This window comes from Rhodococcus sp. As11 (assembly GCF_048957735.1).
GTDB classification, from domain to species: Bacteria; Actinomycetota; Actinomycetes; order Mycobacteriales; family Mycobacteriaceae; genus Rhodococcus; species Rhodococcus gordoniae.
This window is the reverse complement of the sequence record NZ_JARDJE010000033.1, coordinates 1-17,484: the sequence shown is the minus strand read 5'-3', so window position 1 is coordinate 17,484 and position 17,484 is coordinate 1. Positions and strand designations below refer to the sequence as shown.

Here is a 17,484-nt window from a genome sequence, read left to right as displayed (position 1 = left end):
CTAGTGTGACAGGTCGGCTCGCCATCGACGACGTACAACCCTCCATCGACGGAGGGCGTTATCCGACGAAAACGGTCGTCGGGGAGGTGGTGCCGGTCTCCGCCGTCGTATGGCGCGAGGGCCACGACGCGATCGCCGCGACACTCGCGGTCCGAGGACCGGCCGACGACCCCGACTCCGCGGGCAAACTGGTGCGGATCCCCATGGTCCCCGGGAGTGAACCCGACACCTTCCACGCCACCTTCTCCCCCACGAGCGTCGGTCCATGGACCTACCGGGTCGAGGCGTGGAGCGACCCGGTGGCGACCTGGCGACACGCGGTCACCGCGAAGATGGACGCCGGGCAGGATGCCACCGAACTCGCCAACGATCTCGAGGTCGGGGCACGGACCTTCGAGAAGGCCGCGAAGGGCGCTCCCCGCGGCAGCCGACCCGCCCTGCTCGCGGTCGCGCTGTCGCTGCGGTCCGACCGTCCGCTGCCCGACCGCGTCGCCCCCGCCTTCTCCCCCGACGTCACCGAGATCCTCCGCGCTCATCCGCTCCGCGAACTCGTCACGCGTGGAAGGGCGTTCACAGCGTTCGCCGATCGTCGCCGCGCACTGTTCGGTTCGTGGTACGAGTTCTTTCCGCGGTCCACCGGAGGGTGGCACGAGGACGGAACCCCGCGGCACGGCAACTTCTCCACCGCCGCCGCCGATCTGCCGCGCATCGCGGCGATGGGCTTCGACGTCGTCTATCTGCCCCCGATCCATCCGATCGGCAAGATCAACCGCAAGGGACCGAACAACACGCTCGTCGCCGGTCCGCACGACGTCGGGTCGCCGTGGGCGATCGGCTCCGACGAGGGCGGTCACGACGCGATCCACCCCGAACTCGGCACCGAACAGGACTTCCGCGATTTCGTCGCCCGCGCGAAGGAACTCGATCTCGAGGTCGCCCTCGATCTCGCTCTGCAGTGCGCTCCCGACCACCCGTGGGCGCGGGAGCATCCGGAGTGGTTCACCGTGCTGCCCGACGGCACGATCGCGTACGCGGAGAACCCGCCGAAGAAATACCAGGACATCTATCCCATCAACTTCGACGACGACCCGGACGGCATCTACGCCGAGGTCCTGCGCGTGGTCCGGCACTGGATCCGGCTGGGCGTCGACATCTTCCGCGTCGACAACCCGCACACCAAGCCCCCGAGCTTCTGGGAGCAGCTCATCGCCGAGGTCAAGCACACCGATCCGGACGTGCTGTTCCTGTCGGAGGCGTTCACCCGTCCGGCCCGCATGTACGGGCTCGCGCGGCGCGGATTCACCCAGTCCTACACGTATTTCACGTGGCGGGTCGCGAAGTGGGAGCTCACGGAGTTCGGTACCGAGATCGCCGCGAAGGCGGACGAGGCGAGGCCGAACCTGTTCGTGAACACCCCCGACATCCTGCACGAAACCCTGCAGCACGGCGGGCCGGGCATGTTCGCGTTGCGGGCGGCGCTCGCCGCCACCCTGGCGCCGTCCTGGGGTGTCTACTCGGGTTACGAACTGTTCGAGCACCTCGCGGTGCGGCCGGGCAGCGAGGAGTATCTGGACTCGGAGAAGTACCAGTTGCGGCCGCGACGGTTCGACGAGGCGCGCCGGCGCGGCGAGTCGCTCGAACCGTGGCTGACCACCCTCAACCGCATCCGGCGGGCTCATCCGGCTCTGCAGCAACTACGCAACATCACCTTCCACCACGTCGACAACGACGCCCTGATCGCCTACTCGAAGTTCGATCCGTCCACCGGCGACTGCGTGCTCACGGTGATCAATCTCAACCCCTACGGAGCCGAGCAGGGCACCGTCTGGCTCGACATGCCGGCGATCGGACACGACTGGCAGGACCACTTCCCCGTTTACGACGAGGTGAGTGGGGAACAGTACTCGTGGGGACAGGCCAACTATGTGCGCCTCGAGCCGTGGCGGGCGGTGGCGCACATCCTGACACTGCCCCCGATCGGCATCCCCACCCGCACAACGCTCGCCTACAGGAGGCAGTCGTGACCGTGCCGCCCCAGACGCCGGGCGCCGAGGTGCCGCGCCGGCGCCACAGCCCGCGACCGGAGGATCTGGCGCTGCTCGCCGCCGGTGAGCACCACGATCCGCACGCGGTGCTCGGCGCCCACCCGCACCCGGAGGGGACGGTCATCCGAGCGCTGCGGCCCGGGGCCGAGAAGGTCGCCGCCCGCATCAGCGGCCGCGATCATCCGCTCGAACCCGTGGGAGAGGACGTCTTCAGCGCCCTGATCCCCGTCTTCGATCTCGCCGACTACCGCCTGGTGGTGACCTACCCGTTCGAGCACGTCGAGGTCGTCGCGGACGGTTACCGCTTCATGACGACGCTGGGCGAACTCGACCGGCACCTGCTGAGCGAGGGCCGGCACGAACGTCTGTGGGAAGTGCTCGGGGCACATCCGCAGACCTACGAGACCCCCGACGGCCCGGTGACGGGCACCTCGTTCGCCGTGTGGGCGCCGGGAGCACGCGGAGTCACCGTCGTCGGCGACTTCGACGGCTGGGGTGGGCGCACCGCCCCTATGCGGGTGCTCGGATCGAGCGGTGTCTGGGAGGTCTTCCTGCCCGGCATCGAACCGGGCGCGCTCTACAAGTACCGGGTGCACGGCCGCGACGGGTCGATCCGCGACAAGGCCGATCCGATGGCGTTCGCCACGGAGGTACCGCCGGCGACGGCGTCGAAGGTCACCGAGAGTCGCTACACCTGGAACGACGAGGACTGGATCGCGACCCGCGAGAAGTCGCAGCCCTGGCAGGAACCGATGGCGGTGTACGAGGTGCACCTCGGTTCGTGGCGTCCGGGCCTGAACTACGCCGAACTCGCCGACCAGCTGGCCGAGTACATCCTCGGGACCGGTTTCACCCACGTCGAGTTGCTGCCGGTCGCCGAGCATCCTTTCGGCGGGTCGTGGGGCTACCAGGTCACCTCCTACTACGCCCCGACCTCACGGTTCGGCAGCCCCGACGAGTTCCGCGCGTTCGTCGACCGTCTCCACGCCGCCGGGATCGGCGTGATCATGGACTGGGTGCCCGCCCACTTCCCCAAGGACGAGTGGGCCCTCGCGCGGTTCGACGGCAGCCCCCTGTACGAACATCCCGATCCGCGCCGCGGTGAGCAGCTGGACTGGGGTACCTACGTCTTCGACTACGGCCGGCCGGAGGTGCGCAACTTCCTCGTCGCCAACGCCCTGTACTGGATCGAGGAGTTCCACATCGACGGTCTGCGTGTCGACGCGGTCGCCTCGATGCTGTACCTCGACTACTCGCGTCCCGAGGGCGGATGGACACCGAACATCTACGGCGGACGCGAGAACCTCGAGGCCGTGGCCTTCCTGCAGGAACTCAACGCCACCGTCCACAAGCACTACCTGGGGATCGTCACCGTCGCCGAGGAATCGACGTCCTGGCCGGGCGTGACCCGCCCGACGAATGTGGGCGGGCTCGGGTTCAGCATGAAGTGGAACATGGGCTGGATGCACGACACCCTCGGCTATCTCGGCCGCGACCCGGTGCACCGTACCTATCACCATCACGAGATCACGTTCTCGCTCGTGTACGCGTGGAGCGAGAACTTCGTGCTGCCCATCAGCCACGACGAGGTCGTCCACGGCAAGGGCACGCTGTGGACGCGCCTGCCTGGCGACGACGCGACGCGTGCCGCCGGTCTGCGGTCGATGCTCGCCTACATGTGGGCGCATCCGGGCAAACAGTTGCTGTTCATGGGCCAGGAGTTCGGGCAGGTCGCCGAGTGGTCGGAGGAACGTGGGCTCGACTGGTGGCAGCTCGACGAGCCGCTCCACGCCGGCATCCACCGTCTGGTGTGCGACCTCAACGGCATCTACCGCTCGCATCCGGCGCTCTACACGCTCGACACCACACCCGGCGGGTATTCGTGGATCGACGCGAACGACGCCCACAACAACGTCCTGTCGTTCCTGCGCTACGGCAGCGACGGCTCGGTGGTAGCGTGCCTGCACAACTTCTCGGGCACGACCTACGCCGACTATCGTGTCGGATTGCCCGAACCGGGCACGTGGGAGGAAGTCCTCAACACGGACGCCACCGACTACCAGGGCAACGGAGCAGGTAACTTCGGTGCCGTGGAGGCGGGCGAGCACTCGTGGCACGGACGCCCCGCATCGGCTCGGGTGACCTTGCCTGCGCACGGCGCGATCTGGTTGTCGCTGCGGAGGTGACGCTGCCCGACGACAGGAGCACAACGACATGCGACGGACGCACCGGTTCACGCGACTGGTGGTGCCCGCACTGACCGTCGTCCTGCTGGCGGGATGCGCCCAGCAGATCGAAGGAACGGCGGTGTCGATCTACGACAACCCCTTCACCGTGGCGGGTCTGCCCGTCACCTCCGGGGCGTCGGGTCCGCGCAGCGGGGTGCCCGATGCGGCCGTGGAGATCGAGAACACCGACGGCGGCCCCGTCGACGTCCTCGCCGGCAACGCGATCGCCGACATCGAGGAGTACTGGCGTCAGGAGTTCGCGTCCGTCGCCCGCGGCACCTTCCGCCCGGTCGAGACGATCGTGTCGTGGGATCCGTCCGAACGACGGGGTCCGCGGTTCTGCGGCAAACCCACCTACGACTTCATCAATGCGGCCTACTGCAGTGGCGGCGACGAGATCGGCTGGGACCGCACCTTCCTCATGCCGCAGCTCATCGACAGCTTCGGTCCGATGGCTGCGGTGACGGTCCTCGCCCACGAGTACGGGCATGCCGTCCAGCACACGGCGGGTCTGGTCGCCGAGGACGATCCCGGCATCGTGTTCGAGCAGCAGGCCGATTGTTTCGCCGGCGCCTTCATGCGGCACGTCGCGGAGGGACGCGCGACGCACTTCCAGCTCGACACCTCGGACGGACTCAACAACGTGCTCGCGTCGATGGTGCTCTTCCGCGACGTCGACCCGAACGATCCCGACTCGATCCACGGCTCCGCCTTCGAACGCGTGACGGCCGTGCAGATCGGTTTCACCGACGGGGCCGCCGCATGTGCGCGCATCGACGCCGCCGAGATCGAGTCGCGTCGCGCCGACCTGCCGCAGTACTACGACAGCGCGGACGACGGCGAGCTGCCGGTCACCGGCGAATCGGTCGAGGCGATCTTCGAGTCGTTCCATCAGGTTTTCGATCTCGGGGCTCTGCCGCGGCTCGATCTGTCGGGTGCCGACCTCGCCTGCGCGGACGCGCAGACCACCTCACCGGTGTCGTACTGCCCCGCGACGAACACCGTGGGCGTCGACATGGAAGCACTCTCGGAGCGCGGGACGGCCGCCCCGTCGGGAAGCGGGTTCGATTCCGGTGTCCGCGGCGACTACAACGCCTACGTGCTCGTCGCGTCGCGTTACGCCCTCGCGGTGCAGAAGGAGGCGGGGCAGTCGCTCACCGAGCCGCGCACGGCACTGCGGGCCGCCTGCCTGTCCGGGGTGATCAGCGCGGCGCTGAGCCCGGACAGCACCGTCGCGTCGAACGTCGACCCGAGCCGGGTGCTGGTGTGGCTGTCCCCCGGCGACCTCGACGAAGCGGTTTCGGGTCTGCTCACCGACGGTCTCGCGGCGAGCGACGTCAACGGCAACACGGTGCCGAGCGGGTTCGCGCGGGTGGACGCCTTCCGCACCGGGGTCCTCGGCGGTGAGGCGGCCTGCAGCGGGCGCTACCGCTGAGACGACACCGGCCGCTCACCCGGGAGGTGAGCGGCCGGTACGACGGGTCGATGACGGATCAGTACAGCGCCATCGCGAGCTTGCGACGCGACGCCACTACGACCGGGTCGGCGGCGTCGAACAACTCGAACAGTTCGAGGAGCCGGGTGCGTGCCGCGGTTCGTTCGTCCCCGGCGCTGCGACGCACGAACTCGATGAGACGACCGAACGCCGCCTCGGGTTGCTGCGCGAACAGTTCGGCGTCGGCCGCCGCGAACTGTGCTTCCAGATCGGTCGGCGCGGCATCGGCCCGCTCGACCGCATCCTCGGGGAGGATGCTCGCGCGGGCGAGGAAACGCACCTGGCGCAGAGCGGCCTGAGCCTCGGTATTACCCGGCTCGGAATTGAGGACGAGCTGGTAGGCAGCCTCGGCGCCTTCGAAGTCGCCGTTCTCGAGCGCCTGCTCGGCAGCCTCGAAACGCGGATCGACGGGTTGCTCCTCCGGCTCGGCGCCGGGCGGGCCCGACAGCTTGCCGGCGACCGCGTTCCGAATGGCATCGAGCCACTGACGCAGCGCGGGTTCGGGCTGGACGCCCTGGAAGTCGGCGAGCGGCTGCCCGGCGGCGATCGCGACGACCGTGGGCACCGACTGCACACCGAACGCCTGCGCGATGCGTGGGCTCGCGTCGACGTCGACCTTCGCGAGGACCCACGCACCGCCGGCTTCGTTCGCGAGCTTCTCGAGGACTGGTGAGAGCTGCTTGCACGGCTCACACCAGGTGGCCCACAGGTCGACGATCACGGGCACCTGCATCGAACGCTGCAGCACCTCGGTCTCGAACGTCGCTTCGGTGACGTCCACGATCGGGGCGAGGGCACCGGGCGCGGCGCCGTCGCCACCGGCAGGAGGCGGAGGCGGCGCGGTGGCCCTCTCCTTGAGCGGTGAGAGATCCACCGCGCCGGACATCGCCGCGGCGACGGCGGCAGAAGGTGCTGGACGGGAACCGGGTCGAGTCACGTCCACCAGTTTGTCACGAGCGACCGGGATCGTGCTGCGCGGTCCGAGGGTGCGACCGCGAGGTCAGGCGTTGACCGTGGCTTGTTCGCGGGTCGCGGGAGCGGACAGCTCCCCGAGGCGGCCGGTGCGCACGGCCCAGCGCTCGAAGACGATGGTGCCGAAGGGCGGAACACTCGAGACGAGGGCGAGGAAGGTGGTCTTCAGGTCCCACTTCAGCTGCAGAGCGGTGAGGAGGGCGAGGGCGACGAACGGGATGAACCCGGCGACTCCGTGCACCATGCCCGGGATGGCGATCGCCTCTTCGTATCCGAGCACCCACTTGAAGAACATCGCGATCAGCAGGGCGAGCCAGGTCACGGCCTCCCAGATCGCGACGAGGCGGAAACGCTTCGCGGGCGTGGACAGGTCGAAGATGTTCGTCATGAGCCCCATTGTGCAGGAGCTTCTACGACGGCCCGTAGTGCCGTGAGAGACATCACGGCCCCGACGCGACGCGCCGGGGCCGTGTTCGTGCTCTCGGAATACGTCAGGCCTTGGGCACCCGCACGATGAGGGCGTCGCCCTGGCCGCCGCCACCGCACAGGGCGGCCGCACCGACGCCGCCACCGCGGCGCTTCAGCTCGAGCGCGAGGTGCAGCACGATGCGCGCACCCGACATGCCGAGCGGATGGCCGAGCGCGATCGCACCGCCGTTGACGTTCACCTTCGCCGGATCGATGCCCAGCTCGCGGGCCGAGACGATGCCGACGGCGGCGAACGCCTCGTTGATCTCGACGAGGTCGAGATCGGCCGGGTCGATGCCCTCACGCTCGCAGGCCGTGGCGATCGCCCGTGCCGGCTGCGACTGCAGCGTCGAGTCCGGTCCGGCGACGACACCGTGGCGGCCGATCTCGGCGATCCAGCTCAGGCCGAGCTGTTCGGCCTTGGCCTTGCTCATCACGACGACCGCCGCGGCACCGTCGGAGATCTGCGAGGCCGAACCGGCGGTGACGGTGCCGTCCTTCGAGAAAGCGGGACGCAGCGCCCCGAGCGATTCGGCGGTGGTCTCCGGGCGGATGCCCTCGTCGGCGGCGAAGACGATCGGCTCGCCCTTGCGCTGCTTGATCGACACCGGCACGACCTCGTCGTCGAACAGGCCGTCCTTCCAGGCTCGGGCGGCGTTCTGGTGCGAGGCGGCGGCGAAGGCGTCCTGCTCGTCGCGGGAGACGAAGCGATCGCCGGAGTTGGCCGACTCGGTGAGGTTGCCCATCGCCTGGTCGGTGAAGATGTCGTGCAGGCCGTCGTAGGCCATGTGGTCGCGCAGGGTCACATCGCCGTACTTGAAGCCGGCGCGGGACCCCTCGAGCATGTGCGGGGCCCGGCTCATCGACTCCTGGCCGCCGGCGACGACGACGTCGAACTCGCCCGCGCGGATCAGTTGGTCGGCCATCGCGATCGCGGTGATACCGGACAGGCACACCTTGTTGATGGTCAGCGCCGGCACGTTCATCGGGATGCCGGCGGCGACGGCGGCCTGACGGGCCGGGATCTGGCCGGCGCCGGCGGTGAGCACCTGGCCCATGATGACGTATTCGACCTGCTCAGGGGCCACACCGGCGCGCTCGAGCGCACCGGAGATCGCCACGCCACCGAGATCCGATCCGGAGAAATCCTTGAGCGAACCCTGCAGGCGCCCCATGGGCGTACGGGCTCCGGCGACGATGACAGAACTGCTCACGGGACATTCCTCCGAAAGATCGGCATGTGATCGGAAAACTCCACCGGTATTCACCTGAATCCCGGTAGGAGTGCACTCAACGGTACCGCTACCGTCTAGAGCATGACCGAGACCTCTCCCACATCCTCTCCGGCAGCGTCCGTTCTCGCTTCCGGGCTCGTCACCGCCATCGACCACGTCGGCATCGCAGTTCCCGACCTCGATGCCGCTCTCACCTGGTACGCCGAGAACCTCGGCCTCGTGTCCACCCACGAGGAAGTCAACGAAGAGCAGGGGGTGCGCGAGGCGATGCTGGCCGTTCCGGGGACCCCCGAAGGGTCCACCATGATCCAGCTGCTCGCCCCGCTGAACGAGAACTCCACCATCGCGAAGTTCATCGACCGCAACGGCCCGGGTCTGCAGCAGCTCGCCTACCGCGTCTCCGACATCGACGCCGTCTCCACGGCGCTTCGTGAGCGCGGCGTCCGGCTGCTGTACGACGCGCCCCGTCGCGGCACCGCCGACTCGCGCATCAACTTCCTGCACCCGAAGGACGCGGGCGGCGTCCTCGTCGAGCTCGTCGAGCCCGCAGCGCATTCCGCTCACTGACGACTCTTCCGGATGCGCTCCCGAACACGGATGGGGCGGGAGCGCATCCGGGTCGTACCCGCATCCAACGGGTAGATTGTCTCCATGGTCTTCGATCGTGATCGCGCACCCAGCCATCTGCCGTTCTCCATCGTGCGGAAGGGCTTCGACCGCGACGAGGTGACCAACTACTTCGCCCGGTTCGAAGCCGAGCTGCGCGTGACCGCCACCGACCGCGACGCCGCCGCCGCGCAGGCCCGCGATCTGGCCCGTCAGCTCGAGAACGCCCGCAACGAAATCGACGAACTCCGCAAGGACGTCGACCGGCTGTCGGTGCCTCCCACCACTGCAGAGGGCATGAGCGACCGCATCTCACGGATGCTGCGGCTCGCCTCCGACGAGGCCTCCGAGCTGCGTGCCCGTGCCGAGGCCGACGCCGCCGAGATGATCTCGCTCGCGGAGCAGGAGGGCATCCGCCTCCGGGGCGACTACGAGAAGAAGCTCGCCGAACTCGAGGACACCCGCGTCGCCTTCGCGGCCGAGCACGAGCGGACGATGACCGCGGCCCGCGCGGAGGCCGAACGGATCGTCGCTGCGGCCCGCGCGGAAGCCGAGCGACTTGCCGCCGAGGCCGAGGCCAAGCGCGAGCAGGTGCAGCAGGATTTCGAGATCACGATGGCCGAACGCCGCACCAAGGTGCTCGGCTCCCTCGACGAACTCGAACGGACGAGCAAGGCCGAAGCCGAGCGCCGTCTCGAGGAAGCCACGCAGGAAGCCGAACGGCGACTCACCCAGGCCACCGAACAGTCCGAGCGGAAGGTGTCGAACGCGCGCGACCTCACCGAGGAACTCCGTGTGCTGCGCGGGCGCATCCTCGGCCAGCTCGACGCCGTTCGCGAACAGCTCGACGACGTCCCCACCCTGCTCGCAGCGATCACCCGCGAGGGCGAACTGCTCGACCGGGAGATCTCCCTCGACGAGCCCCGCACGACCGTCCTCGGTACGGCGCGCGACAACAAGCAGGGGGGCGACAAGCAGAGTTCGGACGACGAGAGTCCGAAGGAGCCGGCATCCCCCGAGGCCGACGCGAAGGCGGACAAGACCGCGCCGCTGCCGCAGACCGACAAGACCACGCCCATGCCGCAGGCCGACCGGACGGTGCGGATCCCGAAGAGCGACGCCTCCGGCCCGAACTCGGCCGCGCAGCCGAACAGCGGCGCACAGGGATCCCAGTCCACTCCGCGTACGCCGAACGCCTCGGCGCCGCATCGCTCGCCCTCGGTCGGTGCCGGTGTGCAGGGTCGCTCCCCTGCCGTGGCCAGCAAGGTCCGCAACTGACGGTCGCCGGCCGTCGGGCTTGACCTTCGAGTCGGTCGAAGCTCCATGATGGGCCGGTGACCGACCCGGAGATGATGTCGATCGGCGTGTTCGCCGAACTCGTCGGACTGACCGCGAGCGCATTGCGGTTCTACGACGACGCCGGCCTGCTGCGTCCCGAGCAGGTCGATCCGTCGACGGGATACCGGTTCTACAGCCGCTCCCAGGTCCCGCGTGCGTGCCGGCTGCGGCAGTTACGGGAGATCGGGATGCCGCTGCCCGCCATCGGTGAGTTCTTCGCCGCCGACACGGACGAGGCCGCGCGACTGCTCGACGACCACGTCACCGGGATGACCACGGAGGCCGAGCGGCTCCGACGGGCCGCCGAGACCCTCGCGGCGTCCCTGCGTGCCGAATCGCGCCGCGTGATCTGCACGGTGCCGGGACCCGTCCTTGCCGGCGCCGTCGATCAGGTCTCCGCCTCCACCGGTCACGACCCCGACATCCCGGTACTGAACGGCGTGCACATGGAAACCGGATCCGGCTGCGTGAGGCTGACCGCCACCGACCGGTACCGGCTCGCCACCCGGACGCTCGTGCCCACCGATCCGACCTGCCCGTCCTGGGCCGGCACACTCGCCGGCGACGACCTGCTGCTCGACATTCGCGGCACCGATCTGCCCGTCACCGTCCGGTCGGCCGACGACGGGGATCTCACCACACTCATCATGCCGCGCGGCGCCCCCTGAAGCACTCCCCCTCAGCAGTGCCCTCCGGAACAGCGACACCCGGATCCGCCGAAGACCTCGACAGGAGCCCCGCCATGTCCACTTCCCCCTCGACGCTGCCGATGTCCTCACCGACGAGCGCGCCCGAAAACACCACGACACCCTCCGCGTCGCGGGCTTCCATCCGAGCCTGCACCTGAACCTGGCAGACGACTTCCGCCGTCTCGGATCGTTCCGGGCGGCCGCGGAACATCTCGACCGCGCGCAGGACCACATGTCCGCGCTCCCCGACGATCCCTACGGCGACACCATCCGCACAGCCCTGCACGAGGTGCGGCAGGCGATCACCGACCGCGACACCGCGCCGCGAGCGTCCGCACCCGGTACCGCCCGCTGACGGATCCGCTACGACCGGACCCCAGCGATCCGTCGTGGCTAGGACCAGCGTCGGGTAGGTCGGCGGGTGCCGCGTCCCGCCCAGCATCCGCTGTGCCAGTGCCGCCGGTCCTCCGTCCCGCCGAGCGCATCGGTCGGCCACGCGACGACGTGGGGCGTTCCCGGCGCGATCTCGTGATCGCATCCCGGGCACCGGTACGGCTTCGTGGCGCGCGAGCCCGGCACGGTGCGCACGGTGAAGCGCTCCCCCTCTGCCCCCGCGGGTCCGTTCTCGGTGCGCACCGTCGCCCCGAAATAGGTCGGGGCCTCGCCGGACGCCCCGCCGCGCTTGCGGTCGGTGCGGGATCTGTTGCGGCGCGGCACGATCAGAACAATCTGAACTCGGTGCTCTCGGTGCCCCGCATCGCCTCGTAGTCGAGCACGAGGCAGCGGATGCCGCGGTCGGTGGCCAATGTCCGTGCCTGCGGCTTGATCTGCTGCGCCGCGAAAACGCCGCTGACCGGAGCGAGCAGCGGATCCCTGTTGAGCAGTTCGAGGTAACGGGTGAGCTGCTCCACACCGTCGATCTCGCCGCGACGCTTCACCTCCACAGCGACGGTCACACCGTCGGCGTCGCGGCACAGCAGATCCACGGGCCCGATCGCCGTGGGGTATTCGCGCCGGATGAGAGTGAAACCCGTCCCGAGGGTCTCGACGTGCTCGGCGAGCAGTTCCTGTAGGTGTGCCTCGACGCCGTCCTTGATCAGACCGGGATCGACACCGAGTTCGTGGCTCGAATCGTGGTCGATCTCTTCGAGAGTGATCCGGAGCTGTTCGCCTGCCTTGTTCGTGACCACCCACAGGGCCTCGGCGTCCTCGGCCGATTCCTCTTCGAGCCAGCAGGGTGGGCTCATCCAGTTCAGAGGCTTGTAGGCACGGTCGTCGGCGTGGACACTCACCGAACCGTCGGATTTGACGAGAAGGAGACGTCGGGCCGTCGGCAGATGAGCCGTCAGGCGTCCGATGTAGTCCACACGGCAACGGGCAATCACAAGACGCACACAGCCACCCTAGAGGATCGACTCGACTAGTCTCGAACGACCATGCCCGCACGCAGTCACCGCACGGCCCCGCTCGGATCGGCGATCCTGGGAGAGCCTGCCGAACCGATCCGACGGCAACGCATCAGAATCCAGACCCTGCTGACATTCTCCCTGATCGGCACGCATCTCGTCGGCGCTCTCATCGTGGCCGCGCTGATCAACGTCGTCATCCCGGGCCCGTCCGTGCTGACCTCCGACTTCCTCGTGATCACCGCGATCCTCGCCCCGGTCTACGTGGCCTCGGCCGTCGTGATCGGCTCGGTCCTCGGCACCCGGGCGACACTTCGCCGGCTGCGCTGGGCGCTCGAGAGCCGCCCTCCCACATCGCAGGAGCAACGGATCGCGCTGCGAATGCCCTGGCGCACCACCCTCCAGCAGGGAGCACTGTGGTTCATCGGGCTGATCCTGTTCACCGTCGGCTTCGGGATCATCGATCCGCAGACCATCCCGAAGGTCGCGCTGACCATCACCCTGGCCGGCATCACGGTGTGCGGATTCGCGTACATGTTCACCGATTTCGCGCTACGCCCTATCGCCGCGCGCGCACTCGAGGCCGGAACGCCGCGCCGTCCGCGCCTGGCCGGCACCACCGGGCGGGTGATGCTCGCATGGACCCTGGGCAGCGCGGTACCCGTCGTGGGCCTGCTGTTCATCGCGGTGTTCAGCTTCATCCGTCCCGTCACCCCCACCCGACTGGCGATCACCATCCTCGCCATCGGCGGGCTCGGTCTGTTCACCGGTTCGCTGCTGATGTTCCTCACCATCCGGTCGACCATCGCGCCGATCGAATCGGTACGGGCCGGGATGCAACGCATCGCGTCGGGCGACTTCGACACCGCCGTCGTCGTCTACGACGGAACCGAACTCGGGCAACTGCAGACCGGATTCAACCGGATGGCCGAAGGCCTGCGCGAACGCGAGAAACTGCGCGACGTGTTCGGCAGACATGTCGGACGGGAAGTCGCGGCCGCCGCGCTCACCAATCCGAGTGTGCTCGGCGGGGAGGAACGGGATGTCGCGGTGCTGTTCGTCGACATCGTCGGATCCACCGCGCTGGCCGCCGGCCGCCCACCGACCGAGGTGGTGGCCCTCCTCAACCGGTTCTTCGCGGTCGTCGTCGAAGAGGTTCATGCCGCCGAAGGATTCGTCAACAAGTTCGAGGGCGATGCGGCGCTGGCCATCTTCGGTGCGCCGGTCGCCCTCGACAACGCCGCCGGCTCCGCGCTCGGCGCCGCGAGACGGATGGCGCGACGCCTCGCCGACGAAGTGCCCGAGTGCCGTGCGGGAATCGGGGTCACGGCAGGTCGCGCGGTCGCCGGGAACATCGGCGCGCAGGAACGCTTCGAGTACACCGTGATCGGCGATCCGGTCAACGAAGCAGCGCGACTGTCGGATCTCGCGAAAACCGTTCCCGGCTGTGTCGCGGCGTCGGCACGCACCGTGCTCCTCGCACCCGACGACGAACGTTCCCGGTGGGAGGAGGGCGAGGAGATCACCCTGCGCGGCCGTTCCGAGCCGACCCGGCTGGCCGTTCCGCGCCCGGATTGACGGCCGGTCTCACTCCCCCGCCAGTACCGCGTCGAGGAACTTGCGCGTGCGTTCCTCCCGCGGACCGGTGAAGATGCGCTCGGGTGGTCCCTCCTCCACGATGCGGCCCCGATCGAACATCAGCACGCGATCGGAGACGTCGCGGGCGAAGTGCATCTCGTGCGTCACGATCAGCATCGTGATGTCGGTCGTGTCGGCAATCGTCCGCAGCACGTCCAGCACGTCCGCGACGAGTTCGGGGTCGAGGGCCGAGGTGACCTCGTCGAGCAGCAGGATCTCCGGATCCATGGCGAGCGCACGAGCGATGGCGACCCGCTGCTGCTGACCACCCGACAATTGCGTCGGGTGCGCGTTCTCCTTGTCGGACATGCCGACCATCGCGAGCAGTTCCCGCGCACGGTCGCGCGCGTCGGCCTTGCTGCGGCCGAGCACGTGGACCGGAGCCTCGGTGAGGTTCTCCATGACGTTCATGTTGGGGAACAGGTTGAACTGCTGGAACACCATCCCGATGCTGCGACGCATCGATCGGAGGTAGCGTTCGGAGGCCGGAACGAGACGTGACCCCTTGCGTTCGTGGCTGAGCGGCTCCCCCTTGACCCACACCACACCGTCGTCGATCTTCTCGAGGGTCATGAGCAGGCGCAGTATGGTCGTCTTGCCCGAGCCGCTCGGACCGATCAACGTCACCCGCTCTCCCGGAGAGACGGTGAAGTCGAGGTGGTCGAGGACCACGTGATCGCCGAATCTCTTGACGACGGAATCGAATCGGATCATGGATCCGTCGGAGGTGGCGGCAGGCAGCAAGTTGCCGTCCGCGCCGGCTTCCTTGTTCATCTCAATAGGCAAGGCGACGCTCCAATCGGCGGACGAGCAACGACGTCGGATAGCTGGCGATGAGGAAGATGAGACCGGCCAGGGTGAGCGGCTCCAGATACTGGAAGTTGCGCGCACCGAACTGCTGGGCGGCCGTCACCATTTCCACGACGGAAATGGTGAACAGGAACGGGGTGTCCTTGAACAGCGACACCGCATAGTTGCCCAATGCGGGCACGACACGACGTACGGCCTGCGGGAGGATCACCGCTCGCCAGGTGCGCAGCGGCGACAGCGACAACGCCCGGCACGCCTCCCACTGCCCCTTCGGCACCGCCTCGATACCCGCCCGGTACACCTCGGCCATATAGGTCGCGTAGTGGATACCCAGCACCGCGATGCCGATCTGCAGCGCGCTGAATTGTGGAAGCAGGTAGTACACGAACAGCAACTGCACCACGAGCGGCGTGAGCCGGATGAACTGGACGACGGCGGACAACGCGGTCGCGAGAACCTTCGGCAGCGAACGGCGCGCGACTGCAACGATCAGCCCGAGCACCGCTGCCACCACGAACCCGAGGACCGTGGCGAGCAAGGTGATCCGGAATCCTTCGAGCAGTACCGGTAGCGCCTCGGCCGCCCGTTCCCAACTCCAGTCGACGTTCATGATCGTGCCCCCACCGGCTGGTCGAAGACCGGGGCGAGTCCGAAGATCTCACGTAGTGTCGGACCGCTCCCCAGGCGACTCTTGGCGCGTACCTCGAGCGCGTTCATCAACAGGGTCAGCACGTAGCCGAGCACGAAGTACAGCACCAGCCCCACACCGAACGCGAAGATGGTGTCGCCGCTTCCCCGACGGAGCTGCTCGATCTGGAACGTGAGGTCCTGCAGCAGGATATAGCTCGCCAACGCCGTTCCCTTGAGCAACTGGATGAGCAGATTCGTCAGCGGCGGAATCATCTCGGCCCATGCCTGGGGGAAGATCACTCGTCGCATGCGTTGCCAGTAACCGAAGTTCAGCGCGGTCGCCGCCTCCAGTTGCGGCGTGGGCACCGACGCGATCGCACCGCGCACCACCTCGGCACCGTAGGCACCGTAGTTGAGCGACAGCGCGAGGATCCCGCACACGATCGATTCGAGCCGGAATCCGAACAACGGCAGGACGTAGAAGAGCCAGAACAGCTGCACGAGAAGCGATGTGCCGCGGAAGAACTCGATGAACACCCGCGCGCTCCCACGCAGGGCGACGTTCTTCGCGCCTGCCGCCAGTCCGAGCGCGACGGCGAGCAGGAACGCGAAGATCGCGCTCCCCACAGTCAATTCGATGGTGACGAGCAGACCGTCGAACAGTTGCGGCAGGGAGTTCCACAGCAGATCGATCTTGGAACCGAAATCCATGACTACGCAGCCGAGGTCAGGAAATGCCCTCGCAGAGCATCTCGGTCGTCAGTTCCGGATCGGGCATCTCCGCTTCCGTGAAACCGAACTCGCCGACGATGGACAGATACTTCTGCGGGTCGGACGTGATCTTGGCCAGTTCCTCGTTGTAGGCATCGCGCAGTTCGGTGTCCTCCTTACGGAACACCGTTCCGCCGGCACCCACCTGGGGTACGCCGTCGATCTCCGCGACGAACGACTCGGTGACCTCGACGGGCGCGTCCTCGTTGTTCTGCTTCATCCAATTGAGCGAGATGCCGGTCAGCGCGAAGACGTCCGCACGTCCGTTGACGACCGCGTCCATCCCGTCCTGGGGAGACGCCACCTGCATCGCGTCGATTCCGAGCGAGGAGGCATAGTCGGCTTCGATGGCGCCGGTCATGACCGCCATCCGGACGCCCCTCTCGGCGATCGACTGCATGTCGTCGAGCTGTTCCGGATTGCCCTGCGGGACCATGAGGGCGGTCGTGTAGTTGAACTCCGGCTCGCTGAACAGCGCCTGTTCACACCGCTGCGGCAGGATCGACATACCGGCGCTGACGACGTCGAACCGTCCTGCCTGCAGGCCCGGGATGAGCGCGCCGAAGTCCGTCGCCACCCCTTCGACATTGTCGATACCGAGATTCTCGAAGATTTCGCGGTGGAGTGCGACGGTGGCGCCGGTGAGCTTGCCGTCCAGCATGAAGCTGTAGGGTGCCTCGCCCGCGAAACCGACGGTGACGGTGCCTTCCTCCCGGAGCCGGTCGAGAGTCGATCCCTCGCTGCCGGTATCGACGCTCGTGCATCCTGTGACGGCCGCGCCGACGAGTCCCAGTCCCGCGATCACCGCCGTGAACCTGCCGGCGGTACCCGTAGTCGATCGATTCGTCATCGTCTCGCCCCTCCTCGTCGTCGACGAGAACGCCCCCGACAGGCGCTCACACGCCGAACCCGCACGAACCGTGCGATCGTGCATGAGCGGACGTTACCGACATAAGGAGGCACGACCTGGAACAGAGCGTGTTTGTTACGAGGTCGTGATCCCCGGGAAGCCGGCAGCGGCACGCCATACCCGGAAGACAACCGGAAGACAATAGGACGCGCAGAACCTTGCTCAGGAAACACGAAAGGGGACCCACTGCTGTGGGTCCCCTTTCGGAACGGGTGTTCGGCGGTGTCCTACTCTCCCACACCC

At 68.0% G+C, this 17,484-nt stretch carries 18 protein-coding genes; 8 read left to right on the top strand and 10 right to left on the bottom strand.

All coding sequences use genetic code 11. The features are described from left to right. Positions 1-5: 5 nt before the first annotated feature. Genes PV766_RS23290 through PV766_RS23280 form a run of 3 tightly spaced genes read left to right on the top strand, consistent with a single transcriptional unit; the run spans position 6 to position 5,708 of the window. Positions 6-2,024, top strand: a complete 2,019-nt coding sequence (locus PV766_RS23290; RefSeq protein ID WP_421098024.1) for a maltotransferase domain-containing protein — start codon at positions 6-8, stop codon at positions 2,022-2,024. Beyond that, on the top strand, positions 2,021-4,231 hold the full coding sequence (glgB, locus tag PV766_RS23285; protein ID WP_421098023.1) for a 1,4-alpha-glucan branching protein GlgB: 2,211 nt from the start codon (positions 2,021-2,023) through the stop codon (positions 4,229-4,231). The genes PV766_RS23290 and glgB overlap by 4 nt, the downstream gene beginning before the upstream one ends. Before the next feature lie 28 nt (positions 4,232-4,259). Beyond that, complete coding sequence (locus PV766_RS23280; protein ID WP_421098022.1) at positions 4,260-5,708, top strand: neutral zinc metallopeptidase; 1,449 nt, start codon at positions 4,260-4,262, stop codon at positions 5,706-5,708. Between the two features lie 58 nt (positions 5,709-5,766). Here the strand turns inward: PV766_RS23280 and PV766_RS23275 are convergent, their stop codons facing one another. The 3 genes from PV766_RS23275 to PV766_RS23265 form a co-directional block, all read right to left on the bottom strand. Continuing rightward, entirely contained in the window at positions 5,767-6,654 is an 888-nt protein-coding gene (locus PV766_RS23275; RefSeq protein ID WP_421098031.1) for a tetratricopeptide repeat protein, read from the bottom strand. 114 nt (positions 6,655-6,768) lie between these two features. Next, entirely contained in the window at positions 6,769-7,128 is a 360-nt protein-coding gene (locus tag PV766_RS23270; RefSeq protein WP_129978209.1) for a DUF3817 domain-containing protein, read from the bottom strand. 103 nt (positions 7,129-7,231) lie between these two features. Then, positions 7,232-8,422: an acetyl-CoA C-acetyltransferase gene (locus PV766_RS23265; RefSeq protein ID WP_064063270.1), complete on the bottom strand. Its 1,191-nt coding sequence runs from the start codon at positions 8,420-8,422 to the stop codon at positions 7,232-7,234. A 102-nt stretch (positions 8,423-8,524) separates the two neighbouring features. Between PV766_RS23265 and mce the strand changes: the two genes are divergently transcribed. The 3 genes from mce to PV766_RS23250 all read left to right on the top strand — a co-directional run bounded on the left by mce (position 8,525) and on the right by PV766_RS23250 (position 11,055). Continuing rightward, positions 8,525-9,010, top strand: coding sequence for a methylmalonyl-CoA epimerase (mce, locus tag PV766_RS23260; RefSeq protein WP_064063271.1), 486 nt, complete (start codon positions 8,525-8,527; stop codon positions 9,008-9,010). Positions 9,011-9,094: 84 nt separating this feature from the next. Then, entirely contained in the window at positions 9,095-10,327 is a 1,233-nt protein-coding gene (locus PV766_RS23255) for a hypothetical protein (RefSeq protein WP_421098021.1), read from the top strand. A 56-nt stretch (positions 10,328-10,383) separates the two neighbouring features. Beyond that, on the top strand, positions 10,384-11,055 hold the full coding sequence (locus tag PV766_RS23250) for a MerR family transcriptional regulator (RefSeq protein ID WP_421098020.1): 672 nt from the start codon (positions 10,384-10,386) through the stop codon (positions 11,053-11,055). Here PV766_RS23250 and PV766_RS23245 read toward each other — a convergent pair. Next, positions 11,033-11,308, bottom strand: a complete 276-nt coding sequence (locus PV766_RS23245; protein WP_421098019.1) for a hypothetical protein — start codon at positions 11,306-11,308, stop codon at positions 11,033-11,035. The genes PV766_RS23250 and PV766_RS23245 overlap by 23 nt on opposite strands. Between PV766_RS23245 and PV766_RS23240 the strand changes: the two genes are divergently transcribed. Further along, complete coding sequence (locus PV766_RS23240; protein ID WP_255162605.1) at positions 11,309-11,431, top strand: hypothetical protein; 123 nt, start codon at positions 11,309-11,311, stop codon at positions 11,429-11,431. Between the two features lie 38 nt (positions 11,432-11,469). On the opposite strand, the gene PV766_RS23235 is transcribed toward PV766_RS23240, so the two are convergent. Both PV766_RS23235 and nucS read right to left on the bottom strand, forming a co-directional pair. Beyond that, positions 11,470-11,793, bottom strand: a complete 324-nt coding sequence (locus PV766_RS23235) for a hypothetical protein (RefSeq protein WP_064063274.1) — start codon at positions 11,791-11,793, stop codon at positions 11,470-11,472. A gap of 2 nt (positions 11,794-11,795) precedes the next feature. After that, entirely contained in the window at positions 11,796-12,470 is a 675-nt protein-coding gene (nucS, locus tag PV766_RS23230) for an endonuclease NucS (protein WP_421098018.1), read from the bottom strand. A gap of 42 nt (positions 12,471-12,512) precedes the next feature. Here nucS and PV766_RS23225 point away from each other — a divergent pair, with 42 nt between their 5' ends. Continuing rightward, the gene (locus PV766_RS23225) at positions 12,513-14,060 is read left to right on the top strand and encodes an adenylate/guanylate cyclase domain-containing protein (protein WP_421098017.1); all 1,548 of its coding nucleotides are present in this window, start codon (positions 12,513-12,515) and stop codon (positions 14,058-14,060) included. Positions 14,061-14,069: 9 nt separating this feature from the next. On the opposite strand, the gene ehuA is transcribed toward PV766_RS23225, so the two are convergent. The 4 genes from ehuA to ehuB all read right to left on the bottom strand — a co-directional run bounded on the left by ehuA (position 14,070) and on the right by ehuB (position 17,181). Continuing rightward, positions 14,070-14,834, bottom strand: coding sequence for an ectoine/hydroxyectoine ABC transporter ATP-binding protein EhuA (gene ehuA / locus PV766_RS23220; RefSeq protein ID WP_421098030.1), 765 nt, complete (start codon positions 14,832-14,834; stop codon positions 14,070-14,072). Positions 14,835-14,895: 61 nt separating this feature from the next. Beyond that, the gene (gene ehuD, locus PV766_RS23215; protein WP_064063278.1) at positions 14,896-15,540 is read right to left on the bottom strand and encodes an ectoine/hydroxyectoine ABC transporter permease subunit EhuD; all 645 of its coding nucleotides are present in this window, start codon (positions 15,538-15,540) and stop codon (positions 14,896-14,898) included. After that, positions 15,537-16,271 carry an ectoine/hydroxyectoine ABC transporter permease subunit EhuC gene (ehuC, locus tag PV766_RS23210; protein ID WP_421098016.1) on the bottom strand — a complete coding sequence of 245 codons (735 nt, stop codon included), beginning with the start codon at positions 16,269-16,271 and terminating at the stop codon, positions 15,537-15,539. Before ehuC ends, ehuD begins: the two co-directional genes overlap by 4 nt. Positions 16,272-16,287: 16 nt before the next feature. Further along, positions 16,288-17,181, bottom strand: a complete 894-nt coding sequence (ehuB, locus tag PV766_RS23205) for an ectoine/hydroxyectoine ABC transporter substrate-binding protein EhuB (RefSeq protein ID WP_421098015.1) — start codon at positions 17,179-17,181, stop codon at positions 16,288-16,290. Positions 17,182-17,484: the final 303 nt, after the last annotated feature.

What these genes read in the sequence shown, in the direction of transcription:
- PV766_RS23280 (WP_421098022.1), top strand. Translation starts at nt 4,260, where the DNA reads ATGCGACGGACGCACCGGTTCACGCGACTGGTGGTGCCCGCACTGACC.
- PV766_RS23275 (WP_421098031.1), bottom strand. Translation starts at nt 6,654, where the DNA reads ATGTCCGGCGCGGTGGATCTCTCACCGCTCAAGGAGAGGGCCACCGCG.
- PV766_RS23270 (WP_129978209.1), bottom strand. Translation starts at nt 7,128, where the DNA reads ATGACGAACATCTTCGACCTGTCCACGCCCGCGAAGCGTTTCCGCCTC.
- mce (WP_064063271.1), top strand. Translation starts at nt 8,525, where the DNA reads ATGACCGAGACCTCTCCCACATCCTCTCCGGCAGCGTCCGTTCTCGCT.
- PV766_RS23255 (WP_421098021.1), top strand. Translation starts at nt 9,095, where the DNA reads ATGGTCTTCGATCGTGATCGCGCACCCAGCCATCTGCCGTTCTCCATC.
- PV766_RS23240 (WP_255162605.1), top strand. Translation starts at nt 11,309, where the DNA reads ATGTCCGCGCTCCCCGACGATCCCTACGGCGACACCATCCGCACAGCC.
- PV766_RS23225 (WP_421098017.1), top strand. Translation starts at nt 12,513, where the DNA reads ATGCCCGCACGCAGTCACCGCACGGCCCCGCTCGGATCGGCGATCCTG.
- ehuA (WP_421098030.1), bottom strand. Translation starts at nt 14,834, where the DNA reads ATGATCCGATTCGATTCCGTCGTCAAGAGATTCGGCGATCACGTGGTC.
- ehuD (WP_064063278.1), bottom strand. Translation starts at nt 15,540, where the DNA reads ATGAACGTCGACTGGAGTTGGGAACGGGCGGCCGAGGCGCTACCGGTA.
- ehuC (WP_421098016.1), bottom strand. Translation starts at nt 16,271, where the DNA reads ATGGATTTCGGTTCCAAGATCGATCTGCTGTGGAACTCCCTGCCGCAA.
- ehuB (WP_421098015.1), bottom strand. Translation starts at nt 17,181, where the DNA reads ATGACGAATCGATCGACTACGGGTACCGCCGGCAGGTTCACGGCGGTG.